A 25,090-nucleotide genomic window follows, 5' to 3' on the forward strand; every position below is an offset into this window, starting at 1 on the left:
CGGTGCAACAGGAGCGGCCGCCGGTGAGCGGCAACCCCCGCAGCGGCCCTTCCGGCTGGCGTTTCTGGATCGACCGCGGCGGCACCTTCACCGACCTGGTGGCGCTCAGCCCCAGCGGCGTCTGCAGCGTGCGCAAGCTGCCCTCACACCCGGCGCAGAGCGCCGCCGGCGCCGGCCCAGATCCTGCCGTGGTCGCCATCCGCGCGCTGCTGGAGGTGGCGCCGGATCAACCGATCCCCGCCGGCCTGATTGCCGACGTGCGGGTGGGCACCACGGTGGCCACCAACGCCCTGCTGGAGCGGCGCGGTGCTCCCACCCTGCTGCTGCTCAGCCGCGGTTTCGGCGACGCGCTGCGCATCGGCGATCAGCATCGCCCGGATCTGTTTGCGCTCGAGATCCGTCGGCCTGAGCCGCTGCACACCCGGGTGCTGGAGGTGCCGGGCCGCCTGGCGGCCGATGGCCGCGAGCTTGAGCCGCTGGTGCTGGATGACGCCCTGGCCCGGTCCCTGACCCAGGCGCGCGCCGATGGCCTGCGCAGTTGCGCCGTGGCCCTGCTGCATGCCGCCCGCCATCCCCGCCATGAACAGCAGCTGGGCGCCTGGCTGGAGCGCTTCGGGTTCGAGCAGGTGGCGCTGTCCCACGCGGTGGCACCGCGGCCGCGGCTGGTCAGCCGCGCCCAGACCGCTGTGGTGGAGGCCTATGTGGGGCCGGCGCTGCAGGCCTATCTGGCGGGGTTGCGGCGTGCCCTCGGTGCCGGCATGCCGCTGCAGGTGATGCAGTCGAGCGGCGGCTTGCTGGCTCCCGAGCTGATCCGCGCCAAGGACACGATCCTCTCCGGGCCGGCGGGTGGCATGGTGGGCGCGCTGAAGGCGGCGGCAGCGGCTCGCGCCGGGCCCATCGATGCCAGGGCGATCGTGGGCTTCGACATGGGCGGCACCTCCACGGATGTCTTCCATGTGGTGGCAAGCGAACCTTCCCCCACGGGCTCGGAGCACGACGCTGTCGCCGAGCGCTGGGAACGCAGCGAACAGGCCGTGATCGCCGGGCTGCAGCTGGAGGCGGCGATGCTGCCGATCCACACCGTGGCCGCCGGTGGTGGTTCCGTGCTCCATTTTGACGGCGAGCGGCTGCAGGTGGGCCCCGCGTCCGCCGGTGCCCAGCCGGGTCCGGCCTGCTACGGCCGCGGCGGCCCGCTCACCATCACCGATGCCAACCTGCTGCTGGGCCGGCTGCAACCCGATGGCTACCCGGCCCTGTTCGGTGCCACCGGCGACCAGCCGCTTGATCTGGAGCCCGTTCGCGCTGGCTTCGAGGCCCTGGCCGCCCGCATCGGCGCCGCCGTGGGGCAGCCGCAACAGCCGGAAGCCCTGGCGGAAGGTGCCGTGGCGATCGCCATCGACCATATGGCCGCGGCGATCCGGCGCATCTCGATTCAGCAGGGCCACGACATCCGCGGCGCCACGCTGGTGTGCTTCGGCGGGGCCGGTGGCCAGCACGCCTGCGCGCTCGCCGAAGCCCTGGAGATCGACACCATCCTTCTGCACCCCCTGGCCGGTGTGCTCTCCGCCTACGGCCTGGGTCAGGCCGATCAACGGTTGCTGCGCGAGCAGGTGGTGCGCGAGCCGCTCACGGCGTCGCTGCTGCCGCGCCTGATGGCCTGGGCTGAGGCGCTCACCGCCGCCGGCGCGCTGGCCCTCGGCGCTGCGGCCGATGGTCGCTGGACTGCCGGTGCCGGTGTCGAAGGGGAACCTGCTCGCGAAGGGGAACCTGCTGGCCCGGCCTCAACCCTGCGGCGGGAGGTGCGGGTGGCCTTGCGTTACCCCGCGAGCGAGGTGAGCCTGATCGTGCCTCTCGGGGAGATCGAGGGGATGGAGGCTGCCTTCGACGCCAGCCATCGCCGCCACTTCGGCCACGCGCAGGAGGCACGGCACGGGGCCGCCCCAGCTCTCGTGGTGGAGCGGCTGGAGGTGGAACTGGTCTGGCCGGCAACAGCGGCCGGTGCTGTGCCATTGCTGTTGACGGATGGAGCCACCCCCCCCACTGTCCCCACGGTGTCGTTGTATGCCGGGGGCTGCTGGCACACCGTGCCGCTGGTGCGCCGGGAGTGGCTGGCGGTCGGCCAGACGCTGCAGGGACCGGCTCTGGTGCTGGAGTCGATCGGCACCCTTGTGCTGGCGGCGGGTTGGCGGGCCGAGGTGCTGCCGCAAGGCGAGTTGCTGCTCCAGCGCCCCGCCTCTGGCGAGCCCGCGGCTGTTGCCCCAGCTGCCACCACCTGCACCATCACAACAGCCACCTCAGGCGCTGCTGTGGCTGTCACCCCTGTGAGAAGCGCCGCTTCCGCGGCTGCAGCCTCCGTCGACCCGGTGCGTCTGGAGCTGTTCCATCACCGCTTCGCCGCGATCGCCGAGCAGATGGGGGAACGGCTGCGCCAAAGCGCCCGCTCCGTGAACATCCGCGAGCGGCTGGATTTTTCCTGTGCGCTCTTCGATGCCGATGGCGCCCTGGTGGCCAATGCGCCCCACATCCCGGTGCACCTCGGCTCCATGGGTGAAAGCCTTGCCAGCCTGCTGGAGATGGTGGGGCGCGGGGAACGGCCACCGCTGCGCCCCGGCGATGTGATCGCCACCAACGATCCTTACAACGGCGGCACCCATCTGCCCGACATCACCGTGATCAGCCCGGTGTTCGCCGGTGCTGATCGGCCCTGCTTCTTCGTGGCCTGCCGCGGCCACCACGCCGATGTGGGCGGCCTCACCCCCGGCTCCATGCCGCCCCACAGCCGCTTGATCGCCGAGGAAGGCCTGCTGCTCACCAACGTGCCGTTGCTGCGTGAGGGGGTGTTCGATGCGACGGCCTGGCAGCAGCGCCTGCAGGCCGGTCCGTGGCCGGTGCGCAATCCCGACCAGTTTCTCGCCGACCTGCAGGCGCAGATGGCGGCCAACCAGCTCGGGGCTGCGGAGTTGGAGCGCCTCTGCCGCCGCGAGGGGGTGGCGCAGGTCACGGCCTACATGGCCCATGTTCAGGACAACGCCGCGGCGGCCGTGCGGCGCGTGATCGGCACGCTGAAGGGTGGCCAATGGAGTGTGGAGCTCGACGGCGGCGCCCGCATCGCCGTGGCGGTGACGATCGATCGCCGCGCCCGCACGGCCTGCATCGACTTCAGCGGCACCTCCCCCCAGCAACCCGGCAACCTCAACGCCCCCCTGGCCATCACCAAGGCCGTGGTGCTCTACGTGTTTCGCTGCCTGGTGGCGGAGCCGATCCCCCTCAATGCCGGCTGTTTCCGGCCGCTGCAGCTGGTGGTCCCCGAGGGCTGCCTGCTGCGGCCAAGGCCGCCGGCGGCGGTGGTGGCGGGCAACGTGGAAACGTCCCAGGCGGTGGCCAATGCCCTGTTCGGGGCCCTCGGGGTGATGGCGGCGGCGCAGGGCACGATGAACAATCTCACCTTCGGCGATGCCGCTTGCCAGTACTACGAAACGATCTGCGGTGGCAGCGGCGCCGGCCTGGGATTCGCGGGTGCCGATGCGGTGCAGAGCCACATGACCAACTCCCGCCTCACCGATCCAGAAGTGCTGGAGCAGCGCTTTCCGGTGCAGCTGGAGAGCTTTCGCGTGCGGCAGGGCAGCGGCGGGACGGGCCGCTGGCGCGGCGGGGAGGGGGTGGAGCGGCGCCTTCGCTTTCTGCAACCGATGACGGTGTCGCTGCTGACGGGATCGCGAAGGGTGCCCCCCTTTGGCCTGGCCGGCGGCGGACCGGGCGCGCTCGGTCGCAACAGCCTGGAGCGGGCGGGCCAGCCTGCCTTGCTGCTGGAGGGGGCCGCGCAGTTGCAGGTGCAGGAGGGTGACCTGCTGGAGATCTGCACCCCGGGGGGCGGCGGCTATGGCGAGAGCTGAGCAGCGGCTGTTGCGGCTGCTGGTGGGGCTGGCGGCCGGCGCGCCGTTGCTGGTGCCGTTCTGGCCGCTGACGCTGTCGTTAGCACTGCCCTTTCCGTTGCAGTTGTCGGGGCGGGCCCAGGGGTTGCCGGTTGGTGCGGCGCCATCGGCGGTGCCCGCCAATGTGTTGCAGGAGGCCGGCCAGCGCTTTCACCCCGTCGTGTCGGCAGGGGGCATGGTGGCCACCCAGGAGGCGCACGCCAGCCGGGTAGGCCGTGACGTGTTGCGGGACGGCGGCAACGCGGTGGATGCGGCGGTGGCGGCCTCCTTCGCCCTGGCGGTGACCCTGCCCCAGGCCGGCAACCTCGGCGGTGGTGGCTTCCTCGTGCTCTGGCGCCCGGAACCGGCCAGGGCGGGCACGCCGCTGCTGGAGGGAGAGCGGCGGGTGGGCCGAGGCCGGGCGGTCACGATCAACTTCCGCGAAACCGCACCCGCCGCCGCCCGGGCCGACCTCTTCCTCGATGCCAGCGGCCAGGTGGATCGCCAACGGGCCACCCGCAGCCTGCAGAGCACGGGCGTGCCCGGCACGGTGGCGGGCCTGCTGCTGGTCCAGCGCCGCTACGGCCGCTGGCCGCTGGCGCGGGTGATGGCGCCGGCGATCCGCCTGGCGGCAGAGGGGTTCCCGGTGAGTCGGGATCTGTCCCGCTCCCTGGAGAGCGCCGCCCCCCTGCTGCGCGCCGATCCCACCTCCGCGGCGCTGTTCTTCCGCCCGGACGGGCAGCCCTATCGCCCCGGCGAGCTCTGGCGTCAGCCCCAGCTGGCCGCCACGCTCACCGGCATCGCCCGGCGCGGCGAGGCGGGCTTCTACGAGGGGCCGGTGGCCGAGAGTCTGGCCGCGCTGATGGGCCGCCAGGGCGGGCTGATCACCCTTGCCGACCTGGCCGCCTACCGCGCCCAGGCGCTGCCGCCATTGATCGGCAGCTGGCGAGGGCAACCGGTGATCACCATGCCGCCGCCCAGCTCCGGCGGGGTCACGCTGATTCAGCTGCTCGGGATGCTGGAGGGGTTCCCGCTGGCGGCCATGGGGCTGAACAGCGCCGCCACGATCCACGTGATGACCGAGGCCATGAACCTGGCCTACCGGGATCGGAACACCTATCTGGGCGACCCTCGCTTCGTGACGATGCCGCTGCAGCGTCTGCTCAGCCCGGCCTATGCGGCCGCCCAGCGCCGCCGCCTCCGCACCGACCGCCACACGCCCGCCGCCGAACTGGCGCCGCCACCGCCGGGCCGGCCGGAGGGCCCCAACACCACCCACCTCTCAATGATCGACCGCGACGGCCTGATGGTGGCCACCACCACCACGCTCAACTTTGCCTACGGCAACGGTGTGAGCGTGCCGGCTGCCGGCTTCCTGCTCAACAACGAGATGGACGATTTCACCGCCAAGCCGGGTGTGCCGAATGCCTACGGGTTGGTGCAGGGGGAAGCCAACGCCATCGCTCCGGGCAAGCAGCCGCTCAGTTCGATGAGCCCCACCCTGGTGCTTGATCGCAGCGGCGGCCCACTGCTGGCCACCGGCAGCCCGGGCGGGAGCCGCATCATCACCACCGTGCTGCAGGTGCTGCTCAACCGGCTGGAACACGGCCTCAACCTGGCCACGGCCGTGAGTGCACCGCGCTTTCACAGCCAGCTCTGGCCGGATGAAGTGGCGATCGAGCAGGGCTTCAGCTCCGACACGCTCGTCCTGCTGGAGGCGATGGGCCACCGGCTCCGGCCAGCCCGGGCGATGGGCTCGGCCCAGTCGGTGGAGGCTCTGCCGGGCGGAGGCAGCCTGGGGGTCGCCGATCAGCGCCGCCCCGACGCCCTCGCTGCCGGGGAGTGAGCCCGCGCCCTGCGCCACGGCAGGACGGGCGCCGAAGCCTCACAATCAGGCCCGACCGCCACTGACCGGCTGAAGCCGGTGAACCCCCATGGCTCTGTTGCTTCCGGTTCCGCTTGCTCCCGCAGTGTTCACCTTCCGCGACTGGCTCTGGAGTGGCGGGCTGATCGAGCTGTCCCTGGTGATGGCGGCGTTTCTGGTGGCTGCCTGGTTCGTCAAACGTTCCCGCTGACGGCGCCGGGATCAGGCGCGGTGAGCAGGTTGACGCCGGAGAAGGCCAGCGCCACGCCGAACAGGGTGCCGATCACCCAGAGACTGTCGCTGGGCCATTCCGCGATCAGCAGACCGCCAAGGATCGCGGTCACCAGACCGTCGGCGATCACCAGGCCCCGGGCCTGGCCATCGGCAGCGGCACCGGCGGCCAGTTCCATCACCCCTTCGAAGGCCATGAGCAGGCCGACGAACAGGGTGAGGCTCACCTCACTGCTCACCGGAAACACCAGAATCCAGAGGCCACCGCCCACATACAGCAGCCCGCTGAGGCCGCGAAACAGCTTGGTGTTGAGGTCGCCGCCGCCGGTGAGACGCAGCAGCTGGGAGATCCCGCCTGCCACCGCCACCCCGCCCAGCACGATCGTCAGCAGCGTGGCTGACACGAATGGCAGGGCGATCGACAGGCCGGCAGCAGCGAAGACCAGGGCGGCAGCCAGCCAGCGCAACGGCTTGGACGCAGGAATCGACATCGGGCACGGTCTCGCGAAAGCCAACGCTAAAGGCAGAACCTGGACTGGCCTTCTCCCCCTGGATGACCCGCACGCTCCGATGTGTCGGGTTGCACAAACGCACTAGCTTTATTTCTTGATAATGACGCACCCGCCCGAAGCCAAGCTTCAAGGTGGGGCCAGCCATTCCCCTCTGCGGCCATGCTCGAGCTGTTGCCCCAGCTCAACGATCGCAACCTTCCCTGGATGGACACGATCCATCCGATCGTCGTCCACTTCGTGATCGCCATGGCCCTGATCGCGTTCCTGTTCGACGTGATCGGCCGCCTGGCCGGCAAGCCTGAGCTCTATGAGGTGAGCTTCTGGAACCTGCTGTTCGCCACCGCGGCGATCTTCGTGGCGATCATCTTCGGCCAGGTGGAAGCGGGCCTGGCCAACCCCTATGGCGAATCGCGCGAGATCCTCAACCTGCACAGCACGATCGGCTGGGCGCTGGCCGGCATCCTCTCGGTGCTCACGGCCTGGCGTTACGTGATCCGCAGCAAGGATCCGCGCCGCCTGCCGCTGGCCTTCCTCGGCGCCGGCTCGGTGCTGAGCGTGCTGGTGGTGGTGCAGGTGCTGCTGGGTAGCGAGCTGGTCTGGATCTACGGCCTTCACACCGTCAAGGTGGTGGAAGCGATGCGCGAGGGATTGGTGTGATGGCCCTCGGTCCGAATGGCCTCCCCTACAGCCTGCCGATTCACCCGAACCTGGTGCATCTCACCATCGGCCTGTTCATCATCGCCATCGCCTTTGATATCGCCGGGGCCCTGTTCCCGCTGGAGCGGCGTGTGTTCCGCTTTCTGGCGCTGCCGGTGACCCGCTCCGCCCTGCACGATGTGGGCTGGTACAACCTGCTGGCCTGCAGCGTGGTGAGCTTCTTCACCGTCACCGCCGGCTTTTTCGAGATGCAGCTGGCCGTGCCTCTGCCCGGCATCACCAGCAGCTTCGGCCTCAGCAGCACCGGCAGCATGCTCTGGCACGGCGCCGGTGGTCTGCTGCTGCTGCTGGTGATCGTGCTGATGACCGTGTGGCGGGGCTTTCAGCGCTATGCCTGGCGCCGCGAGATGGGGCGGCAGGTGCAGTGGAGCTACCTGGCCCTCGGCATTGTGATGTTCGCCCTGCTGGGGGTGCATGGCACCATCGGCGCCCAGCTGGCTGTCGAATTCGGCGTGCACGTCACCGCCAACCAGTTGCTGGCCGCCGGCGCCGATCTCCGTGAGGCTCTGCCATGACCAGCTCACCGCCCGCGCCCGCCTCTGTCAATCGGGCCGCGGTGGCCGCCGTCAGCGTCTGGGTGGGGCTGCTGGTGCTGCTGTCGCACTGGCTGGGGCAGCAGGCCTACCGCTGGCTGCCAGTGCAGGCCTCCAGCGCCGCCCCACTGGTCGATGACCTCTTCAGCCTCGAAACCGCGATCGCCTGCTTTGTGTTCGCCGGTGTGGTGTCGGTGATGGCGTACGTGCTGCTGTTCAACCGGGCCGAGAAATACGACATGGACGATGCCGCTCCGGTGGAGGGCAACACCGTGCTGGAGATCATCTGGACGGCGATTCCCCTGATGCTGGTCATGGCGATCGCCTGGACGACCATCGGCGTCAACCGTGAGATCGGCGCCATCGGCCCCATGGACCACAGCCACGGCGACACCGCCGAGGCGATGGCCGGCGCCCCCACCGCCGAGATCCAGGTGATCGCCCGTCAGTGGTCGTGGGAGTTCCGCTACCCGGATGCGGCTGCGTCGAGCACCGAGCTGCACCTGCCGGTGGGTCGTCGCGTGAGCCTGCAGCTGGAGAGCGCCGATGTGATCCACGGCTTCTACGTGCCCGCCTTCCGCCTCAAGCAGCAGGTGATCCCCGGCCGCTCGATCGCCTTCTTCATCACCCCCACCCGCGAGGGTCGCTACCGCCTGCGCGATTCCGAATACAGCGGCACCTGGTTCGCCGCCAACCAGGTGGATGTGGTGGTGCAGAGCGAGGAGGCCTACCAGGACTGGCTCACCCGGGCGGCGGCCCAGCCCCTGCGGCCCGGCATCAGCGATGCCTCCCGGGAATACGCCCAGCAGCAATCCCGGCTGCGCGCCTCCGGCTATCCCACCGTGCCCCCGGCTCCCCCCCCAATGGTCAACGTGCCCGGCTCGAACACCCTTCCCCACGCAGGTTGACCCCCATGACCCTCACCTCTCTTGATCCCGGCATCCTCAAGGCCGCCCACCCGGTGCCGGGGGCACCGAACAACTGGAAGCGCTTTTTCAGCTTCAACACCGATGCCAAGGTGATCGGCATCCAATACATCGTGACCTCGCTGTTCTTCCTGTTGGTGGGAGGGCTGCTGGCGATGATCATGCGTGGCGAGCTGATCACGCCTGAGGCGGATCTGGTGGATCGCACCGTGTACAACGCGCTCTACACGATGCACGGCACGATCATGCTGTTTCTGTTCATGTTTCCGGTTCTCAACGGCCTCAACAACCTGTTGATCCCCTGCATGATCGGCGCCCCTGACATGGCCTTTCCGCGCCTCAATGCCGCTGCCTTCTGGCTTGTGCCTGTGTTCGGCGTGATCCTGATGGCCAGCTTCCTGGTGCCCGGTGGTCCGGCGGCCTCCGGCTGGTGGTCGTATCCACCGGTGAGCCTGCAGAACCCCCTGGGCCATCTGATCAATGGCGAAGCGCTGTGGATCACGGCGGTGGCCCTTTCCGGCGTGTCGTCGATCATGGGAGCGGTGAACTTCGTGACCACGATCCTGCGCATGCGCGCTCCCGGCATGACGTTCTTCCGGATGCCGATCTTCTGCTGGACCGCCCTCTCCGCCCAGACGATTCAGCTGATCGGCCTGCCCGCTCTCACCGGCGGCGCTGTGATGCTGCTGTTCGATCTGGTGGTGGGCACGTCCTTCTATCGCCCGGAAGGGGGCGGCGACCCTGTGCTCTATCAGCACTTCTTCTGGTTCTATTCCCACCCGGCGGTGTATGTGATCATCCTGCCGGTGTTCGGCATCTTCTCCGAACTGTTTCCCGTGCACGCCCGCAAGCCCCTGTTCGGCTACGTGTTCGTGGCGATGGCTTCGCTGGTGATCGTGGGCCTCAGCCTGGTGGTGTGGGTGCACCACATGTTCCCCAGCGGGGTGCCCCAGTGGATGCGGGATCTGTTCATGGTGTCCACGATGCTGATCGCGGTACCCACCGGCATCAAGGTGTTCGCCTGGCTGGGCACCCTGTGGGGGGGCAAGATCCAGCTGAACACACCGATGCTGTTTTCCCTCGGTGGCCTGTTCAACTTCGTGTTCGCCGGTGTGACCGGCATCATGCTGGCCACGGTGCCGGTGGACATCCACGTCAACAACACCTACTTCGTGGTGGGCCATTTTCACTACGTGATCTACGGCGCTGCCACCATGGGGGTGTATGCGGCGATCTATCACTGGTTCCCTAAATTCACTGGCCATATGTATTTCGAAGGGCTGGGCAAGCTCCATTTTTTGCTCACCTTTGTAGGCACTAATCTCAACTTCTTCCCGATGCATCCGCTCGGGTTGATGGGCATGCCTCGGCGCGTGTCGTCGTACGACCCGGAATTCGCCTTCTGGAACGTGATCGCCAGCCTCGGCGGCTTTCTGCTGGGGGTGTCGATCATTCCCTTCCTGCTCAACCTGGTGAGCTCCTGGGTGTGGGGGCCCAAGGCGCCGGCCAATCCCTGGAAAGCCATCGGCCTGGAGTGGCTGCTCCCCTCCCCTCCTCCGGCCGAGAACTTTGAAGACAACGTTCCCACCGTGATCAGCGGCCCCTACGGCTACGGCACGGGCAAACCCCTGGTGGAGCACCAGGAGGCCTATGAACGCGCCCTGCAGGAGGCCTGAACCATGACCACCCTTCCCTCAGCGGCGCCCACCGGCCCCGGCCCGGCCCATGGCGAAGGCCACGCCAGCCATCCCAGCTACACACTCACCGGCTTCATCATTTTCCTCTGCTCCGAGAGCGTCATCTTTCTGGCGTTCTTCGCCGCCTATGCGCTGCTGAAATCCACCGCCACCAGCTGGTTGCCGCCGGGGGTGGAGGGGCTGGAGTGGCGCACCCCGCTGCAGTTCACAGTGGTGCTTGTGTCGAGCAGCGGCACGATCGCCGTGGCTGAGCACTTCCTCGGCCAGAAACGCCTGTGGGCCTTCCGCGCCTTCCTGCTGCTCACGATGGCGATGGGCTCCGTCTTTCTTTATGGCCAGGCGAGTGAATGGAGCGGCCTTTCGTTCGGCTTCACCAGCGGCACCTTCGGCGGTCTTTTCTATCTGCTCACCGGCTTTCACGGCCTGCATGTGGCCACCGGCATCCTGCTGATGGGCCTGATGCTGGGGCGCTCGTTCTATCCAGGCAACTACGACAACGGTGAACAGGGTGTCATCGCTGTTTCCCTGTTCTGGCACTTCGTGGATGTGATCTGGGTGCTGCTCTTTCTGCTTCTCTACGCCTGGCAAGCATGATCATTGATGACACCCACTACGACGTGATCGTCGTCGGCAGCGGCGCCGGAGGCGCCACCCTGGCCAGCGATCTGGCGGCGAAGGGCCGCTCGGTGCTGCTGCTGGAGCGGGGCGCCGCCTTGCCCCGAGAAGACCAGAACGTCGCGGATGTGGACCTGTTCCGCAAAGACCGCTACCACCCTGGCGAGCAGTGGTTCGGCACCGATGGCGATCCCTTCTCCCCCCAGGCGGTGTATGCCCTCGGCGGCAACACCAAGATCTGGGGGGCGGTGCTGGAGCGGATGCGGGAGCAGGAGTTCGGCCCGTTGCGCTATCAGGAAGCCACCGCACCCTCCTGGGGTCTCCCCTACAACCACTTTGCCCCCTGGTACGACCGGGCTGAAGCCCTCTACCGCGTGCATGGCCGCCAGGGGGTGGATCCCACCGAGCCCAGCCGTTTCGCCGCCTACGCCCGGTCGCCGCGGCCGCTTGATCCCTTGCTGGAGGAGCTGCGTGAAGGCCTCCGTCGCCAGTCGTGCCATCCCTACGACCTGCCGCTCAGCTGGTCGGAGGATCCGGCAGACCCAAGCGGCGATGCGGAGCTGTTCGGTGTCACCCCGGCGCTTGCAGGCGCCGGCACCTGCCTGCGCACCAACGCCAGGGTTAACCGCCTGCATGTGAATCCCGGCGGCACGGAGGTGCGCGGAGTGGAGGCGGAGATCGACGGCCAGAACTGGCTCTTTCGTGGTGATCAGGTGGTGCTGGCCGCTGGAGCCGTGAACACGGCGGTGATTCTGCTGCGCTCTGTCTCAGATCCCCATCCCGCCGGCCTGGCCAACGGCTCCGGCCAGGTGGGCCGCAACCTGATGCGGCCCCAGCTCACGGCGATCCTGCAGCTGGCGGCCCGGGCCAACTCCGGCGCTTACCCCCGCAGCCTCGGCGTCAACGACTACTACTGGGGTGACAAGAACGTGAGCTTCCCGCTCGGCCACATCGAGAGCGGCGGCGGCGTGCTGCAGGACGCCCTGTTCGCCGAATCCCCGCCGGTGCTTTCGCTGGTGACCCGGCTGCTCCCCAACGCGGCGTTGCGGCAGCTGGCGGCCCGCTCGGTGTGCTGGTGGGCGATGAGTGCGGTGCTGCCCGATCCGGACAATGCGATCACCCTGCGGCGTGACCGCATCCGCATCCACTACCTGCCCAACAATCTCGAAGCCCACGACCGGCTCGTCTACCGCTGGATCGACACCCTGCGGCGCACCGAAAAGGACCCTCTCACCCAGGTGGTGCGTCCCTCGCTGGTGCATCCCCGCGGCGAAGCGCCGCTGGCGGTGATGGGCTACGCCTGCGGCACCTGCCGCATGGGCAGTGATCCGGCCAGCTCCGTGGTGGATCTGGCGGGGCGCAGCCATGAAGTGGCCAACCTCTGGATCGCCGATGCCAGCGTCTTCCCCAGCTGTCCATCGGTGTCGCCCGGCCTCACGGTGATCGCCAATGCCCTGCGCGTGGCGGATGCCTTGATGCACGCCTTCTAGGCTGTGTCAATGGGCTTTTGGATCGGAGCCACCTGATGGCAGGACACAACGGGTCAACGCGCGGCGGCAGCACCATCCTGGCCAGCGCTATCGCCGGGGCCGTGGTGGGAGCGGCCGGGCTGGCCTGGTGGCTGCTCGACGCCGCTGAGCGCCGCCGGCTGGCCGAGCGCCAGCGCCGTCGCCTCACCCTGTCGCGCTTTCAGGATGGCCCCAGCGAGGGAGAGGGCTACATCCGTCGCCCGCTGCTCGAAAAGGAGCTGCAGCACAAGGTTCAGGAGCTCAACCAGGCCATCGAGGATGTGCGCCGCCAGCTGGAGTGCCTAACCCCGGACAACTGATCCGCCCGCTGGCCCAACAGCTTTCAGCCCAGGCGCAAGCCAAAGGCCTGCCTCACGGCTCCTCCGGCTTGGAACCCTTCCCGCCGCACGCTGTGTTCTGCGGACTCTCCTGACGCGGAGGCTTTTCCTGCGGATCGGTAGGTTGATCTCCGGTGTTCCCCTGCCTTCCATGCTCCGCTCCGCCGCCATCACCGCAGGTGTCCAGCGTTCCCCCAACCGCGCCATGTTGCGGGCGGTGGGCTTCGGCGACGGCGACTTCGACAAGCCGATCATCGGCATCGCCAACGGCTACAGCACGATCACGCCCTGCAACATCGGCCTGAACGACCTGGCCCGGCGCGCTGAGCAGTCCGCCCACAGCGCCGGTGCCATGCCCCAGATGTTCGGCACCATCACCGTCAGCGACGGCATCTCGATGGGCACCGAGGGAATGAAGTATTCGCTCGTGTCGCGGGAGGTGATCGCCGATTCGATCGAAACCGCCTGCAACGCCCAGAGCATGGACGGCCTGCTGGCGATCGGCGGCTGCGACAAGAACATGCCCGGCGCCATGCTCGCCATGGCCCGCATGAACATCCCGGCGATCTTCGTCTATGGCGGCACGATCAAGCCCGGCCGGCTTGGTCCCTGTGATCTCACCGTGGTGAGCGCCTTCGAGGCGGTGGGTCAGTTTTCGGGGGGTCGCATCGATGAGGCGGAGCTGCTGGCGATCGAGAAGAACGCCTGCCCCGGTGCCGGCAGCTGCGGCGGCATGTTCACCGCCAACACGATGAGCTCGGCCTTCGAAGCGATGGGGCTCAGCCTGCCGGGCAGTTCCACCATGGCGGCGGAAGATCCGGAGAAGGCGGAGAGCGCCGCCCGTTCGGCGGAGGTGCTGGTGCGTGCCATCGAGGCGAACATCCGCCCCCGCGACCTGATCACCCGCGAGGCGATCGAAAACGCGATCAGCGTGATCATGGCCGTCGGCGGCTCCACCAACTCGGTGCTGCACCTGCTGGCGATCGCCCGCACCGCCGAGGTGCCGCTCACCATCGACGATTTCGAAACCATCCGCCAGCGGGTGCCGGTGATCTGTGACCTCAAGCCCAGCGGCCGCTACGTGACGGTGGATCTGCACCGGGCCGGCGGCATCCCGCAGGTGATGAAGCTGCTGCTCGATGCGGGCCTGCTGCACGGCGACTGCGGCACGATCGAGGGTCGCACCCTGCGTGAGGTGCTTGCCGATGTGCCCAGCGAGCCCCCGGCCGGTCAGGACGTGATCCGGCCCCTCTCCAATCCGCTCTATGCCAAGGGGCACCTGGCCATCCTCAAGGGCAACCTGGCGGAAGAGGGGGCGGTGGCCAAGATCAGCGGCGTCAAGACCCCCGTGATCACCGGCCCGGCCCGCGTGTTCGAGAGCGAGGAAAGTGCCCTGGAGGCGATCCTGGCCGGAGCTGTGGGGGCCGGCGATGTGGTGGTGGTGCGTTACGAGGGTCCCGTGGGTGGCCCCGGCATGCGCGAGATGCTCTCCCCCACCGCCGCGATCGTGGGCCAGGGGCTGGGCGAATCGGTGGCGTTGATCACCGATGGCCGCTTCAGTGGTGGCTCCTACGGCATGGTCGTGGGACACGTGGCACCGGAGGCGGCCGTGGGCGGCACCATCGCGCTGGTGGAAGAAGGCGACAGCATCACCGTGGACGCCCACCAGCTGCTGATTCAGCTGAATGTTGACGCGGCCGAGCTGGAGCGCCGGCGCGCTGCCTGGGTGGCCCCCGCCCCCCGCTACCGCACCGGCGTGCTGGGCAAGTACGCCCGTCTGGTGAGCAGCAGCAGTCTGGGTGCCGTCACCGATCCGGTCTAGGCCTGCCAGGGAGGCTCGCCCGCAGGGCCTGCAGCCTCTGCAGGGTCCTCTCCGTGTGCATCGGAGGGGAGGCTGAGCAAGGCGCGCAGACGCCGGGCCAGGGCTTCCAGCGGGGCGCCGGCCGGCGGCCGCTCGGTGCGCAGCCCCGTCTCCCCATCCATCCAGACGGGGTGCTGGCCGTGCCAGAGCATCGGTTGCTCCGGTTGCTCCGGCCAGCTGAGCATCATGTGGAGGTCGTTGCCGCTGCGGTAGAGCTCCAGCTCGATGTCCTGCTGCGGCAGCCGCTCCCCGTCGATCCCCCGTGGCTGCAGGCGCAGGCAGCAGTCGCCAGGCCCGCCCGAGCTTTCGCTGGCGGAGCCTTCACAGCCGGAGGCCCCGCTGGCCATGGCTCCCACCACCGCATGGCGGTGCGGTTTGAGGCAGAGATCGGCCGCGGCGGCGATCCGCCGGCTGAGCTCATCGGCGGCGCTCACGGCACCGCTCGCACCGCCACCAGAGACAACTGCAGCGGGCCGGCCTGGAAGCCTGCGTTCAGCTGGCCGTCGTCGCCGAACTTGGAATGCAGCACCTGCAGCCGCGTGACCCGGCCGGGATCGAAGCGCAGTGGCAGGTTCAGCGGGCGGGCCCGCACCGAGGCCCGCAGCTGAGCGAAGGGAATCTCCACCCGTTGGGGCGGCTGGTCAGGCGCGCTGACGCTGGTGTCGAACTCCGCCACCCAGCGCAGCCCGCCGGGGATCAGCTCGGTGAGCCCGGCGACGCCATCGGCGCAGGCCACGGCCAGCTTGTAGCGGCGGCCGTCGCCACGCAACTCCAGCTGCAGGGCGCGGTAGTCGCCCAGGTTCAGGGGCGGGGAGAACAGCGGCGAGCGGCAACTCACGAAGCCACCGCCCTGCTCCACCACATCGGCCTCCAGCACCAGCCCCTCCGGGCCGATGCGGCAGACGCCGCTGCTGCGTCCTCCCATGATCGTGTCGTTCAGGGCCAGCCAGCCGCTGAACCCGTCGCCGCTCACCACCACCAGCGGTGCCACCATGCCAGCCGGCTCCATCAAGGCTCCAAGCCTGCCGCAGCGGCGGGATCGGCGAGGATCAGCACCGGAGTGAGGGGCTTCACCAGCCGGGCCGGGGTGCGCACGGCCGGCTCGTTCGGATCAAGCAGGCGTTGCAGGGCCTGGCGCTTGCCTGCCCCGCTCACCAGAAACACCACCTGGCGCGCGGCACTCAGCACCGGTGCGGTGAGGGTCACGCGGGGCAGGCCCTTGCCCTCGCTGATCGTCACCGGGCGATCCACAACCGTGGTGGCTGCCGTGCCTGGAAACAGCGAGGCGGTGTGGCCGTCTTCCCCCAGACCCAGCAGCACCACATCCAGCACCGGCGGATCGCCGGCGCAGAGGCGAGCCAGCATGGCCGCGAAGGCGGCGGCGCTGGCTTCCGGCGTGTCCTGATCGGTGGGGACGGGATGAAAGCAGGCCTCCCGGCCGGGGCCGGCGGCCAGCAGGGAGCGGCTCAGCAGCAGCGCATTGCTGGAGGGGTCGTCGGCCGGCACCCAGCGCTCATCCCCGAGCAGCACGTCCACCCGGTTCCAGGGCAGATGGGCCGCGCCGAGATGGCGATAGGCGGCCTCCGGGGTGGTGCCACCGGCGAGGGCGATCTGGGCCCGCTCCCGCTCCGCCAGCGCAAGGTCGATGGCAGAGGCGATCGTGGTGGCGGCGCACTCGGCCAGATGCTCCTGCCCCCCGGCTACCACCTTCAGCTGATAGGTGGGCGATGGGGTGTGCTCCATCAGAGCCACTCGGTGTGGAAGGCACCGTCGCGGTCCACCCGTTGATAGGTGTGGGCGCCGAAGCAATCGCGCATGGCCTGCAGCAGGTTCTGGGGCAGGCGGGCGGTGCGGTAGCTGTCGATGTAATCGAGCGTGCTGCTCAGGCAGGGCACGGGAATGCCGGCCTGGGCCGCATCTGCCACCACCTGGCGCAGGCCGGGCAGCCGGCGGTTGATCTGTTCGGCGAACCAGGGGTCCACCATCAGGTTCGCCAGACCCGGATTGACGTCGTAGGCGTCCTGGATGCGCTGCAGCAGGCGGGCGCGGATGATGCAGCCCCCCTTCCAGATCTGGGCGATCGCGGACAGGTGGAGGTTGTAGTCGTGCAGCTTGGAGGCTTCCACCAGCAGGGCCATGCCTTGGGCGTAGCTGGCGATGCAGGCAAGGATCACCGCATCCCGCAGCGGTGGCAGGCCTTCGGTGGGCTCGCCGAGCTGCACGGGGTGGGGCGCCGGACCCGGCAGCACCGATTCAGCGGCCACCCGCTCGGATTTCATCGAGCTCATCACCCGCCCGTTCAGGGAGGCGTAGATGGTGGGCACGGGCACCCCCATTTCCAGCGCGCTGATCACGGTCCAGAGGCCGGTGCCTTTCTGGCCGGCCACGTCGAGGATCTTTTCGACCAGGTCGCCGCCATCCTCGGGATCGCGGGTGCGCAGGCACACCTCGGTGATCTCCACCAGATAGGAGGAGAGCTCCTCCAGCTGGTTCCAGCCGTCGAACACATCGGCCATGGCGATGCCATCGAGGCCGGCGCCGCGCTTCATCAGGTCGTAGGCCTCCACCAGGATCTGCTCGATCCCGTACTCGATGCCGTTGTGCACCGTCTTGACGAAATGGCCGGCGCCACCGGGGCCGATGTAGGTGACGCAGGGGCCGTCCTCCACCTGGGCGGCCATCTTGGTCACCAGGCTCTCAATGGCGTCGTAGGCCGCCTTGGTGCCGCCGGGCATCATGCTCGGCCCCTCCAGGGCGCCCTTGGCGCCACCGGACACCCCCATGCCGATGTAGCCGAAGCTCTTGCTCTCCAGCTCCTTAACCCGCCGCTCGGTGTCGGTGTAGAGAGAGTTGCCGCCGTCGATCAGCAGATCGCCATCCTCCAGGTACGGGGAGATGGCGGCGATGGTGTCGTCGATCGGCTGGCCCGCCTTGATCATCATCAGGATGCGGCGGGGGCGCTCCAGGCTGGCCACGAACTCCTCAAGGGAGTGGGCGCCGATGATCTGAAGGCCGGCGCCGCGGCCGTTGAGGAACTCTTCCGTCTTGGCCCAGGTGCGGTTGTAGACGACGCTGGAGAAGCCGTTGCGCTCAGCGTTGAGGACCAGGTTTTCGCCCATCACGCCCAGGCCGATCAGGCCGAAGTGCGCTTTGCTCATGTGGGTTGGGCTGCAAACCTTTCTGAGCCAGTGTGCCCCTGCGGCCCGCCCGACGCCGCCGCCTGCGCGGCTGTGTCAGCAACCGCTCAGATCACGGTGCCGTCAGCGATGGTGGCGTTCTTCTCCACCACCACGATGCCGTTGCGGATGTAAAAGCCCAGCTCCGGCCGGTCGGCTTCCTCGATGTGGTCCTTGTTCACGATCGTGACGTTGCGGCCGATGCGCACGTTCTTGTCGAGGATCGAGCGCCGCACGGTGGTGCCATTGCCCACGCCCAGTGGGATGCCGCCCCGCTCGCGCAGCACGGCCCGCTCTTCCGCCGATTCGAAGTAGTCGGCGCCCATCACCAGGGTGTCCTGAAGCACCACTTCGGCCTCGATGCGCGAGCGCACGCCGAGCACGCAGTGGTGGATGCTGCAGGCCTGCAGCAGGGAGCCTTCACCGATGATCGACTGCGTGACCTGGGTGTCCAGCAACTTGCTGGGGGGCAGGTAACGGGGCCGCGTGTAGATGGGGAATTTCTCGTCGTAGAAAGAGAAGGCCGGGCTGGGTTGGTCGGTGAGCGCCAGGTTGGCCTCGTAGAACGCCCCGATCGTGCCGATGTCCTCCCAGTAGTCGTTGAAGACGAAGCTGCTGAGCTTGTCGCCCCGCGCCAGGGAGGTGGGGATGATCTCCTTGCCGAAGTCGGTGGCTTCGGGATTGCTCACCAGCAGGTCGAACAGGGTGTCGCGGCTGAACACATAGATGCCCATCGACGCCAGGTAGGGGCGCTTGAGGGCCTCGTCGGCCGAGAGGCCGTGGCGGGAGGTGTCGACCGCCATCGCTTCCAGGGCGGCGCCCTTCGGCTTCTCGCTGAACTCGCGGATCCACCCCTGGGGATCGGTAAGCATCAGGCCGAAGCCCTCGGCCTGGGCTGCATCCACCGGCAGCGCCGCCACGCTCAGGTCGGAGCCGGTGTCGATGTGGTGGCGCACGAAGCTGCTGTAATCCATCCGGTAGAGCTGGTCGCCGGAGAGAATCAGGTAGTGGTCCACGTCCCATTCGTGGAACAGCCACTGGTATTTGCGCACGGCGTCCGCAGTGCCTTCAAACCAGCTGGGGCTGTCAGGGGTCTGCTGAGCCGCGAGCACCTCCACGAACCCCTGCCCGAAGCCGGCGGAGAGGTTGTAGGTCTGGGTGAGGTGGCGGTTGAGCGACGCGCTGTTGAACTGCGTCAGCACGTAGATCTTGTTGACCCCGGAGTTGATGCAGTTGCTCACCGGGATGTCGATGAGCCGGTATTTACCGGCCAGCGGCACCGCCGGCTTGGCCCGCATCTTTGTGAGCGGGTAGAGCCGGGTGCCCGCTCCGCCGCCGAGGATGATCGCCAGAACCCGCTTCATCACTGCCCCCAAGGACTGCTGTTGTCAGCATTCGAGCACCGTACCGGAGCACGTGACCCCCGGTCGGTGGTCTGGAATTCAGCCCTCACCGCTGGACTCATCGAGCGCGAAAAGTTCATGGAGCACTTTCATGGATTGATGGCGTTGCTGGCGTGGCTGGGGCGCCCGCAGGTGGGTGACCGGGCTGTGCAGGATCTTGTTGACGATGCCTTTGGTGAGGGCTTCCACCACCTTGCGCTCCCGCGCTGAAAGGTCGGGGCCCATGCGGCTGAGCGCTTTCTGCAGCTCCTGTTCGCGGATCAGCTCCAGCTGCTGGCGGAGCCGGTTGAGGGTGGGCACGGCTTCCAGGCCGTCCCACCAGTCGAGGAACTGGCGAGCTTCCTCCTGCAGCAGCCCTTCGGCTTCGGCGGCGATCTCACGGCGGGCCTCCTGATTGCGAGCCACCACCTCCTGCAGATCGTCCACATCGAAGGCCTCCACCCCACCCAGGGCAGCGACGTCGGAGCTGATGTTGCGGGGCACGCCGATGTCGATCAGCTTCAGCGAGGAGCGGCGGTTGAGACCCTGCAGCCGGGCTGCGTCGATGATCGGCTCATCGGCTGCCGTGCTGGTGAACACCAGCGAGCAGGTGCTGAGGCAATGGTCCAGGTCTTCGAGCGGCCGGCATTGCACCGGCAGCTCGGGAAAATCAGCCGCCAGGGCCTCCGCCCGTGACACGGTGCGATTGAGCAGCACAAGAGCGCGGCAGCCCTTGGCCTGCAGGTGCTGCAGCAGCAACCGGGACATGCGCCCCGCTCCCACCACCGCCACCTGCTCCCCCTCGAGCGACACGAGGTCGTCGACGCCGCGGCTCTGGCCCACCTTGAGCTGGGCCAGCTCCACCGCCGCCGAGCTGATCGACACGGCGCCAGTGCCGAGATTGGTTTCGGTGCGCACCCGCTTGCCGGTGCTCACCGCCTGGGTGAGCAGCCGGTTGAGGATCGGGCCGATCGAGCCATGCTCCTGGCCCAGCCGCACCATCTTCTTCACCTGGGAGAGGATCTGCCCTTCCCCAAGCACCAGGCTGTCGAGCCCTGCCGCCACCCGCAGCAGATGACCCACCGCCTCTTCATGGTGATACGTGAAGAGGTGGGGGGTGAGTTCGCCGAAATCAAGGCCCGAGTGCTGGCTCAGGAAGGAGCCCACGGCCGTGATGCCCTGCTCCGGATGGCGCAGCAGCGTGTAGATCTCAAGCCGGTTGCAGGTGCTGAGGATGGAGGCCTCGAGCACCTGGGCATCGCCGCGCAGGATCTGGAGGGATTCCTCCATCGTCTGTTCCGGGATGCTGAGGCGCTCCCGGATTTCGACTGGAGCCGTGCGATGGCTGAGCCCGACGACGGCGATGTGCATGGGGTGGGACTCAGCGCAGCGCGACGCTTTGAGCGCCGGGCTTGATGTGGATGGTGTCCGTGAAGCGGGCGCTGGAATCGAGCGAGGAAATGATCAGGCTGCTGGTGCGGGTGCAGTCGCGCTCGAACTTGACGCCCTTGAACAGCAGGCCATCGGTGATGCCGCTGCCTGCGAAGACCACGTTTTCGCCGGAGGCCAACTCCTCGGCCTCGTACACCTTGTCGATGTCGGTGATGCCCATTTCATTGAGGCGAGCGATGTTGCCTTCCTTGGTGTAATCGGCCCACTCGGAGGTCTGGGCGACCGCGGGGTCATACACGAGCTGACCCTGGAAGTGGCCACCCAGGCAGCGCAGGGCTGCAGCGGAGATCACCCCTTCCGGAGCAGCGCCGATGCCCATCAGGCAATGGGTGCCGGTGCCGGAGAAGCCACAGGCGATGGCCGCCTGCACGTCACCGTCGCTGATGGGCTTCACCCGGGCGCCGGTGGCGCGGATCTCGGCAATCAGATCCTTGTGGCGGGCGCGGTCCATCACCACGATCACCAGCTCGTTGGCGGGCAGGCCGAGGCACTCGCTGAGGATGGCGATGTTTTCCGTGGCGCTCTTGCGGATGTCCACCTTGCCTTTGGCGGCCGGCGGTGCCGCCAGCTTCTTCATGTAGAAGTCGGGCGCATTGAAAAGGCCACCGCGGTCGGAAGCGGCCAGCACGGCCATCGAGCCGTCTTGGGCGTTGGCGCAGAGGTTGGTGCCTTCGCAGGGGTCGACGGCGAAATCCACGCCGGGACCGGTGCCGCTGCCCACTTCCTCGCCGATGTAGAGCATCGGGGCTTCGTCGCGCTCCCCTTCGCCGATCACGATCCGGCCCTGCATGGCGATGCTGCCCATCCGCAGGCGCATGGCCTCCACGGCAGCAGCGTCGGCTTCATCTTTCTTGCCGAGGCCGGTCAGGTGCGCAGAGGCGATGGCGGCCTGCTCGACGACTTCAAGCAGTTCCTGAATGAGGGTGCGATCCACAAAAGTCCGGCAGGGGGAGGGAGCGGCGGTGCCGAAGCAAGAACCGGCAGACCAGCTGCAGCAGGTTTGTTTCGGTCTCTGGCCGTGGCGACTGTATCAGCGCCCCATGGGGCGGCCAGCGGCTGGGGGGCCGGTACCGGCCTCTTCCTACAATGGTGTGGATCTCTTGCCCCGGTGGCCCCAGCCATGAGCACCAAGCCTCTGGTGATCGCCCCGTCGATCCTGTCTGCAGATTTTGCCCGTCTCGGCGACGAAGTGCGGGCCGTTGACGAGGCGGGGGCCGATTGGATCCATGTGGATGTGATGGACGGACGCTTCGTCCCCAACATCACCATCGGCCCACTGATCGTCGAAGCCCTGCGCCCCGTCACGCAGAAACCGCTCGATGTGCACCTGATGATCGTGGAGCCCGAGCGTTATGTGGGCGATTTCGCCAAGGCGGGCGCCGATCACATCTATGTACAGGTGGAAGCCTGCCCTCACCTCCACCGCAACCTCGGCCAGATCAAGGATCTGGGCAAGAAGGCCGGTGCGGTGCTCAACCCCGGCACACCGCTGGAAACCCTCGAGTACTGCCTCGAGCTCTGTGACCTGGTGCTGATCATGAGCGTGAACCCCGGCTTCGGCGGCCAGAGCTTCATCCCCTCAGCCGTGGAAAAGGTACGCCGCCTGCGACGTATGTGCGACGAGCGGGGCCTCGATCCCTGGATCGAAGTGGATGGCGGTCTCAAGGCCAACAACACCTGGCAGGTGGTGGAAGCCGGTGCCAACGCGATCGTGGCCGGTTCGGCCGTGTTCAACGCGCCTGATTACCGCGAAGCGATCGCCGGCATTCGCCATAGCCGCCGGACCGAGACCGTGCTGGTCTGACGCTTCTTGAGGGCCGGTATGGAAGCCGTTACGGGAGCCTCTCCGGTGCCGAATTGGGACCGTAACGACGGGGCCAAGGGCTGGGCAAGGGGCCAAAACGGCTGAATTCCAACTGCAAAGCCGGGCGGCCAGCGCGGTGAATCTCAACGGTCCCCAGGGGCTCCACCTTCCCCAGCTGAGGCAGCCAGGCTTCTCGCACCAGGGGATTGCCGGGATCCACGATGCCGAACAGCACCCCACTGGCACCCCGGTAGCCAGTGGGCGGTTGCCACCAGGCGAATCCCCTGGAATCGTTGTTGAAGGTGGTGTAGTCGGCATTCAGCTGCGAACCCAGCGCCAGAGCCAGAAAGCCCGGCAGGTCGTAGCGGTTGCCGGCGATCAGGCTGGCTTCTTGCAGGGCCTTCCAGACGACGGGGTTGCGGCGGAGGTCCCTCCGCAGGCTGTCGGCAGGCATCAACTGGGTCGAGGGGTCGAGCCCCGGGGGCAACCAGGCGTCGAGCACTCCCCAGCGCACCTGTAGGGCCAGGGTGAGCAGCAGCGCTGGCAAGATCAGGGCCGTGCCCCAGGCTCCCGCCACGATCCAGCCCCGCCACCGCCGATCGTGGGGCCCGGCCAGCCAGTCTCCTGCCAGCGGCAGCAGCATCCACCAGGCCGGCACCAACCAGCTGGAGAGCACCTGCATGCGACCAGCAAGCAAAAGGAAGACCACCAGTTGCGGCACCACCAGCCAGCGCAGAAGCTGCCGGTAAACGGCGGCGCCATCACGGCGGGATCGGGGCCGCAACGCCACCAGCAGCACCACCCCGACCGTGGGGAAGAGCAGCACCAGTTGGGAGAGGAGAAACAGGGGCGGGGCCGCCAGGTCATAGCCCCCCCCTGCGCCGATCCGGCCACCCTGGAACAGGAAGGTGACCCAGCCGTTGTTGAGGTTCCAGAGCCAAAGCGGCGCCGACACCAGCAGCCAGACCAGCAGGGCCAGGCCGGGCCAGAAGCTGCGGAAGTGGCGCCGGCGTTCCCCGTTGGCCAGGCACCAGGCCAGCAGGGAGAGCAACAACAGCAGGCCCTGGTACTTGCCAAGGGTGACCAACCCCAGCAGAACACCGAGGACGATCGCCTCCCGGGGTGAAACGGGCACCACCCGGGGGTGTCGTGACAGCCACCAGAGCAGGGCCGCGAGGGCCAGCACCAGGGGGCTGTCCGGCAGCAACAGCAGGCCGCCGCAGAGGAACAGGACCGGAGCGACGCTGCCCAGCACGGCGCTGAGCAGGGCCGCGCGCCGGCCGAACCAGCGCTCGGTCGCGCCGATTAGCAGGGCGAGTGCAAGGGTGTAGCTCAGCAGGGAAGGCAGCCGCAGAGCCAGAATTGAACCGCCGAGCCGGGTTCCCACCCAGGCCCATAGCCCCACCGCGGCGGGATGGTCGAAGTAGCTCAGGGCCGGATGGCGGCCGTAGAAGAGGTAATAGGCCTCGTCGTAGCCGGGCGGCAGCACCATGGCCAGTGCCAGCCGAACCACCAACCCGCCGAGCAGCACCAGGGGCAGCAGGAGCGCTGGGGGGAGCGTTCTTGGCCGCCGAAAAGGCTGAGACTCAGTCACCGAGGAACCAGCCGTAGCTGTGCAGGCCGATGCCCAGCAGGTTCACGCCGATGTAGCAGACGACGATCACCACCAGCCCGGCAGAGGCCACCAGGGCCGGTCGCCTGCCCTGCCAGCCGCGGCTTAGCCGGGTGTGCAGATAGGCGGCATAGACGAGCCAGCAGATCAGGGCCCAGGTTTCCTTCGGGTCCCAGCTCCACCAGCTGCCCCAGGCCTCATTGGCCCACACGGCGCCGCTCACCAGACCGACCGAGAGCAGCAGGAAGCCCACCGTGATCGTGCGGTAGCTGAGGCTGTCGAGCTGTTCGCTCACGCCGATGGCCACGCTGCTCAGCTCCAGGCCCTGGCCGCTGCTGGCCTCGCCGCCCCCCGGCACCGCGGCCAGCTGGGCGCGGCGGAAGCCGCCGCTGCCGATCGAACTGCTGCGCAGCTCCAGCTGGCGGCCCCGCTCGGTGAACAGCACGGCCACCGATAGGAGTGAACCCACCAGCAAGGCGGCGTAGCTCACCATGATCACGCTCACATGCATCACCAACCAGCTGGAGCGGAGGGCCGGCACCAGTGGGGAGGCCGCCTGCAGGCGGTCGGGCAGGGCGAAGCTGGCAAAGGCCACACAGCCAAGACCCATTGGTGTCGCTGCCGCCGCCACCAGCGGGGAAGCCCAGGAGCGCTCCACCAGCAGCTGGGTGAGCGTGCAGGCCCAGGCCAGGAAGCAGAGCGATTCGTAGAGATTGCTGATCGGGAAGTGTCCCGATTCCCACCAGCGCAGTGTGAGTTGGGCGGTGAGGCTCACGTTGGCGCCGGCCACCAGCAGGCGCACCACCGTGCTCGAACGGCCGCCGCTCAAACTCCAGAAGGCCAGCGGCAGAGCGACCAGCAGCAGGCCGAAGGCGATCAGGGCGAGGGTCAGAACCGGATCGGTCACAGAAAGCACGATTCCCAGAAGCGGTTGGGTCAGTCTGCCTGGCG

At 68.2% G+C, this 25,090-nt stretch carries 22 protein-coding genes; 12 read left to right on the forward strand and 10 right to left on the reverse strand.

The genetic code is table 11. The annotated features are described in order from the left end of the window. Positions 1-2 precede the first annotated feature (2 nt). The 3 genes from CJZ80_RS11100 (at position 3) to CJZ80_RS15360 (ending at position 5,986) form a co-directional block, all read left to right on the forward strand. On the forward strand, positions 3-3,893 hold the full coding sequence (locus CJZ80_RS11100; RefSeq protein WP_233133033.1) for a hydantoinase B/oxoprolinase family protein: 3,891 nt from the start codon (positions 3-5) through the stop codon (positions 3,891-3,893). Beyond that, a complete protein-coding gene (ggt, locus tag CJZ80_RS11105; RefSeq protein WP_094513088.1) occupies positions 3,880-5,757 on the forward strand; it encodes a gamma-glutamyltransferase in 1,878 nt (625 codons plus the stop codon). Before CJZ80_RS11100 ends, ggt begins: the two co-directional genes overlap by 14 nt. Before the next feature lie 88 nt (positions 5,758-5,845). Beyond that, complete coding sequence (locus CJZ80_RS15360) at positions 5,846-5,986, forward strand: hypothetical protein (protein WP_158217476.1); 141 nt, start codon at positions 5,846-5,848, stop codon at positions 5,984-5,986. Here the strand turns inward: CJZ80_RS15360 and CJZ80_RS11110 are convergent. Continuing rightward, positions 5,970-6,497 carry an HdeD family acid-resistance protein gene (locus tag CJZ80_RS11110; protein WP_094513089.1) on the reverse strand — a complete coding sequence of 176 codons (528 nt, stop codon included), beginning with the start codon at positions 6,495-6,497 and terminating at the stop codon, positions 5,970-5,972. The two genes, CJZ80_RS15360 and CJZ80_RS11110, sit on opposite strands and share 17 nt — an antisense overlap. A 180-nt stretch (positions 6,498-6,677) precedes the next feature. On the opposite strand from CJZ80_RS11110, the gene CJZ80_RS11115 reads away from it, so the two are divergent. From CJZ80_RS11115 to ilvD, 8 genes are all read left to right on the forward strand, one after another. After that, positions 6,678-7,175, forward strand: coding sequence for a DUF2231 domain-containing protein (locus CJZ80_RS11115; protein WP_094513090.1), 498 nt, complete (start codon positions 6,678-6,680; stop codon positions 7,173-7,175). Then, the gene (locus CJZ80_RS11120; RefSeq protein ID WP_094513091.1) at positions 7,175-7,750 is read left to right on the forward strand and encodes a DUF2231 domain-containing protein; all 576 of its coding nucleotides are present in this window, start codon (positions 7,175-7,177) and stop codon (positions 7,748-7,750) included. Before CJZ80_RS11115 ends, CJZ80_RS11120 begins: the two co-directional genes overlap by 1 nt. After that, positions 7,747-8,676: a cytochrome c oxidase subunit II gene (locus tag CJZ80_RS11125; RefSeq protein ID WP_094513092.1), complete on the forward strand. Its 930-nt coding sequence runs from the start codon at positions 7,747-7,749 to the stop codon at positions 8,674-8,676. The genes CJZ80_RS11120 and CJZ80_RS11125 overlap by 4 nt, the downstream gene beginning before the upstream one ends. Positions 8,677-8,681: 5 nt before the next feature. Continuing rightward, positions 8,682-10,370: a cbb3-type cytochrome c oxidase subunit I gene (locus CJZ80_RS11130; protein WP_094513093.1), complete on the forward strand. Its 1,689-nt coding sequence runs from the start codon at positions 8,682-8,684 to the stop codon at positions 10,368-10,370. Between the two features lie 3 nt (positions 10,371-10,373). Beyond that, on the forward strand, positions 10,374-10,985 hold the full coding sequence (locus tag CJZ80_RS11135) for a heme-copper oxidase subunit III (RefSeq protein WP_094513094.1): 612 nt from the start codon (positions 10,374-10,376) through the stop codon (positions 10,983-10,985). Further along, positions 10,982-12,496 (forward strand): GMC oxidoreductase, encoded by a 1,515-nt coding sequence (locus CJZ80_RS11140; RefSeq protein WP_094513095.1) that lies wholly within the window; start codon positions 10,982-10,984, stop codon positions 12,494-12,496. The genes CJZ80_RS11135 and CJZ80_RS11140 overlap by 4 nt, the downstream gene beginning before the upstream one ends. A gap of 35 nt (positions 12,497-12,531) precedes the next feature. Next, on the forward strand, positions 12,532-12,834 hold the full coding sequence (locus CJZ80_RS11145; RefSeq protein ID WP_094513448.1) for a hypothetical protein: 303 nt from the start codon (positions 12,532-12,534) through the stop codon (positions 12,832-12,834). Positions 12,835-13,003: 169 nt separating this feature from the next. Further along, positions 13,004-14,674, forward strand: a complete 1,671-nt coding sequence (ilvD, locus tag CJZ80_RS11150) for a dihydroxy-acid dehydratase (RefSeq protein ID WP_094513096.1) — start codon at positions 13,004-13,006, stop codon at positions 14,672-14,674. On the opposite strand, the gene CJZ80_RS11155 is transcribed toward ilvD, so the two are convergent. The 7 genes from CJZ80_RS11155 to glpX form a co-directional block, all read right to left on the reverse strand. Beyond that, the gene (locus CJZ80_RS11155) at positions 14,671-15,147 is read right to left on the reverse strand and encodes a hypothetical protein (protein WP_094513097.1); all 477 of its coding nucleotides are present in this window, start codon (positions 15,145-15,147) and stop codon (positions 14,671-14,673) included. The two genes, ilvD and CJZ80_RS11155, sit on opposite strands and share 4 nt — an antisense overlap. Further along, entirely contained in the window at positions 15,144-15,722 is a 579-nt protein-coding gene (locus CJZ80_RS11160; RefSeq protein WP_094513098.1) for a CIA30 family protein, read from the reverse strand. The genes CJZ80_RS11155 and CJZ80_RS11160 overlap by 4 nt, the downstream gene beginning before the upstream one ends. After that, a complete protein-coding gene (pgl, locus tag CJZ80_RS11165) occupies positions 15,722-16,456 on the reverse strand; it encodes a 6-phosphogluconolactonase (RefSeq protein WP_094513099.1) in 735 nt (244 codons plus the stop codon). Before pgl ends, CJZ80_RS11160 begins: the two co-directional genes overlap by 1 nt. Next, complete coding sequence (gene gndA / locus CJZ80_RS11170) at positions 16,456-17,871, reverse strand: NADP-dependent phosphogluconate dehydrogenase (RefSeq protein WP_094513100.1); 1,416 nt, start codon at positions 17,869-17,871, stop codon at positions 16,456-16,458. Before gndA ends, pgl begins: the two co-directional genes overlap by 1 nt. Positions 17,872-17,957: 86 nt before the next feature. Beyond that, the gene (locus CJZ80_RS11175) at positions 17,958-19,253 is read right to left on the reverse strand and encodes a glucose-1-phosphate adenylyltransferase (protein ID WP_094513101.1); all 1,296 of its coding nucleotides are present in this window, start codon (positions 19,251-19,253) and stop codon (positions 17,958-17,960) included. Positions 19,254-19,331: 78 nt separating this feature from the next. After that, positions 19,332-20,642 (reverse strand): glutamyl-tRNA reductase, encoded by a 1,311-nt coding sequence (locus CJZ80_RS11180; protein WP_094513102.1) that lies wholly within the window; start codon positions 20,640-20,642, stop codon positions 19,332-19,334. A 10-nt stretch (positions 20,643-20,652) separates the two neighbouring features. Then, complete coding sequence (gene glpX / locus CJZ80_RS11185; RefSeq protein WP_094513103.1) at positions 20,653-21,657, reverse strand: class II fructose-bisphosphatase; 1,005 nt, start codon at positions 21,655-21,657, stop codon at positions 20,653-20,655. A 186-nt stretch (positions 21,658-21,843) separates the two neighbouring features. Here glpX and rpe point away from each other — a divergent pair, with 186 nt between their 5' ends. Further along, a complete protein-coding gene (gene rpe / locus CJZ80_RS11190; RefSeq protein WP_094513104.1) occupies positions 21,844-22,527 on the forward strand; it encodes a ribulose-phosphate 3-epimerase in 684 nt (227 codons plus the stop codon). Positions 22,528-22,555: 28 nt separating this feature from the next. Here the strand turns inward: rpe and CJZ80_RS15830 are convergent, their stop codons facing one another. Together CJZ80_RS15830 and ccsB are read right to left on the reverse strand one after the other, a co-directional pair. Next, positions 22,556-24,058 carry a glycosyltransferase family 39 protein gene (locus tag CJZ80_RS15830; RefSeq protein ID WP_094513105.1) on the reverse strand — a complete coding sequence of 501 codons (1,503 nt, stop codon included), beginning with the start codon at positions 24,056-24,058 and terminating at the stop codon, positions 22,556-22,558. Positions 24,059-24,113: 55 nt separating this feature from the next. Then, a complete protein-coding gene (gene ccsB, locus CJZ80_RS11200; protein ID WP_094513106.1) occupies positions 24,114-25,046 on the reverse strand; it encodes a c-type cytochrome biogenesis protein CcsB in 933 nt (310 codons plus the stop codon). Positions 25,047-25,090: the final 44 nt, after the last annotated feature.

Origin of the sequence: Synechococcus sp. MW101C3, assembly GCF_002252635.1 — a bacterium.
Classification (GTDB): Bacteria; Cyanobacteriota; Cyanobacteriia; order PCC-6307; family Cyanobiaceae; genus MW101C3.

Coding starts and splice junctions, on each gene's coding strand:
- ggt (WP_094513088.1), top strand. CDS start 3,880: ATGGCGAGAGCTGAGCAGCGGCTGTTGCGGCTGCTGGTGGGGCTGGCG.
- CJZ80_RS15360 (WP_158217476.1), top strand. CDS start 5,846: ATGGCTCTGTTGCTTCCGGTTCCGCTTGCTCCCGCAGTGTTCACCTTC.
- CJZ80_RS11110 (WP_094513089.1), bottom strand. CDS start 6,497: ATGTCGATTCCTGCGTCCAAGCCGTTGCGCTGGCTGGCTGCCGCCCTG.
- CJZ80_RS11115 (WP_094513090.1), top strand. CDS start 6,678: ATGCTCGAGCTGTTGCCCCAGCTCAACGATCGCAACCTTCCCTGGATG.
- CJZ80_RS11120 (WP_094513091.1), top strand. CDS start 7,175: ATGGCCCTCGGTCCGAATGGCCTCCCCTACAGCCTGCCGATTCACCCG.
- CJZ80_RS11125 (WP_094513092.1), top strand. CDS start 7,747: ATGACCAGCTCACCGCCCGCGCCCGCCTCTGTCAATCGGGCCGCGGTG.
- CJZ80_RS11130 (WP_094513093.1), top strand. CDS start 8,682: ATGACCCTCACCTCTCTTGATCCCGGCATCCTCAAGGCCGCCCACCCG.
- CJZ80_RS11135 (WP_094513094.1), top strand. CDS start 10,374: ATGACCACCCTTCCCTCAGCGGCGCCCACCGGCCCCGGCCCGGCCCAT.
- CJZ80_RS11140 (WP_094513095.1), top strand. CDS start 10,982: ATGATCATTGATGACACCCACTACGACGTGATCGTCGTCGGCAGCGGC.
- CJZ80_RS11145 (WP_094513448.1), top strand. CDS start 12,532: ATGGCAGGACACAACGGGTCAACGCGCGGCGGCAGCACCATCCTGGCC.
- ilvD (WP_094513096.1), top strand. CDS start 13,004: ATGCTCCGCTCCGCCGCCATCACCGCAGGTGTCCAGCGTTCCCCCAAC.
- CJZ80_RS11160 (WP_094513098.1), bottom strand. CDS start 15,722: ATGGAGCCGGCTGGCATGGTGGCACCGCTGGTGGTGGTGAGCGGCGAC.
- pgl (WP_094513099.1), bottom strand. CDS start 16,456: ATGGAGCACACCCCATCGCCCACCTATCAGCTGAAGGTGGTAGCCGGG.
- gndA (WP_094513100.1), bottom strand. CDS start 17,871: ATGAGCAAAGCGCACTTCGGCCTGATCGGCCTGGGCGTGATGGGCGAA.
- CJZ80_RS11175 (WP_094513101.1), bottom strand. CDS start 19,253: ATGAAGCGGGTTCTGGCGATCATCCTCGGCGGCGGAGCGGGCACCCGG.
- CJZ80_RS11180 (WP_094513102.1), bottom strand. CDS start 20,642: ATGCACATCGCCGTCGTCGGGCTCAGCCATCGCACGGCTCCAGTCGAA.
- rpe (WP_094513104.1), top strand. CDS start 21,844: ATGAGCACCAAGCCTCTGGTGATCGCCCCGTCGATCCTGTCTGCAGAT.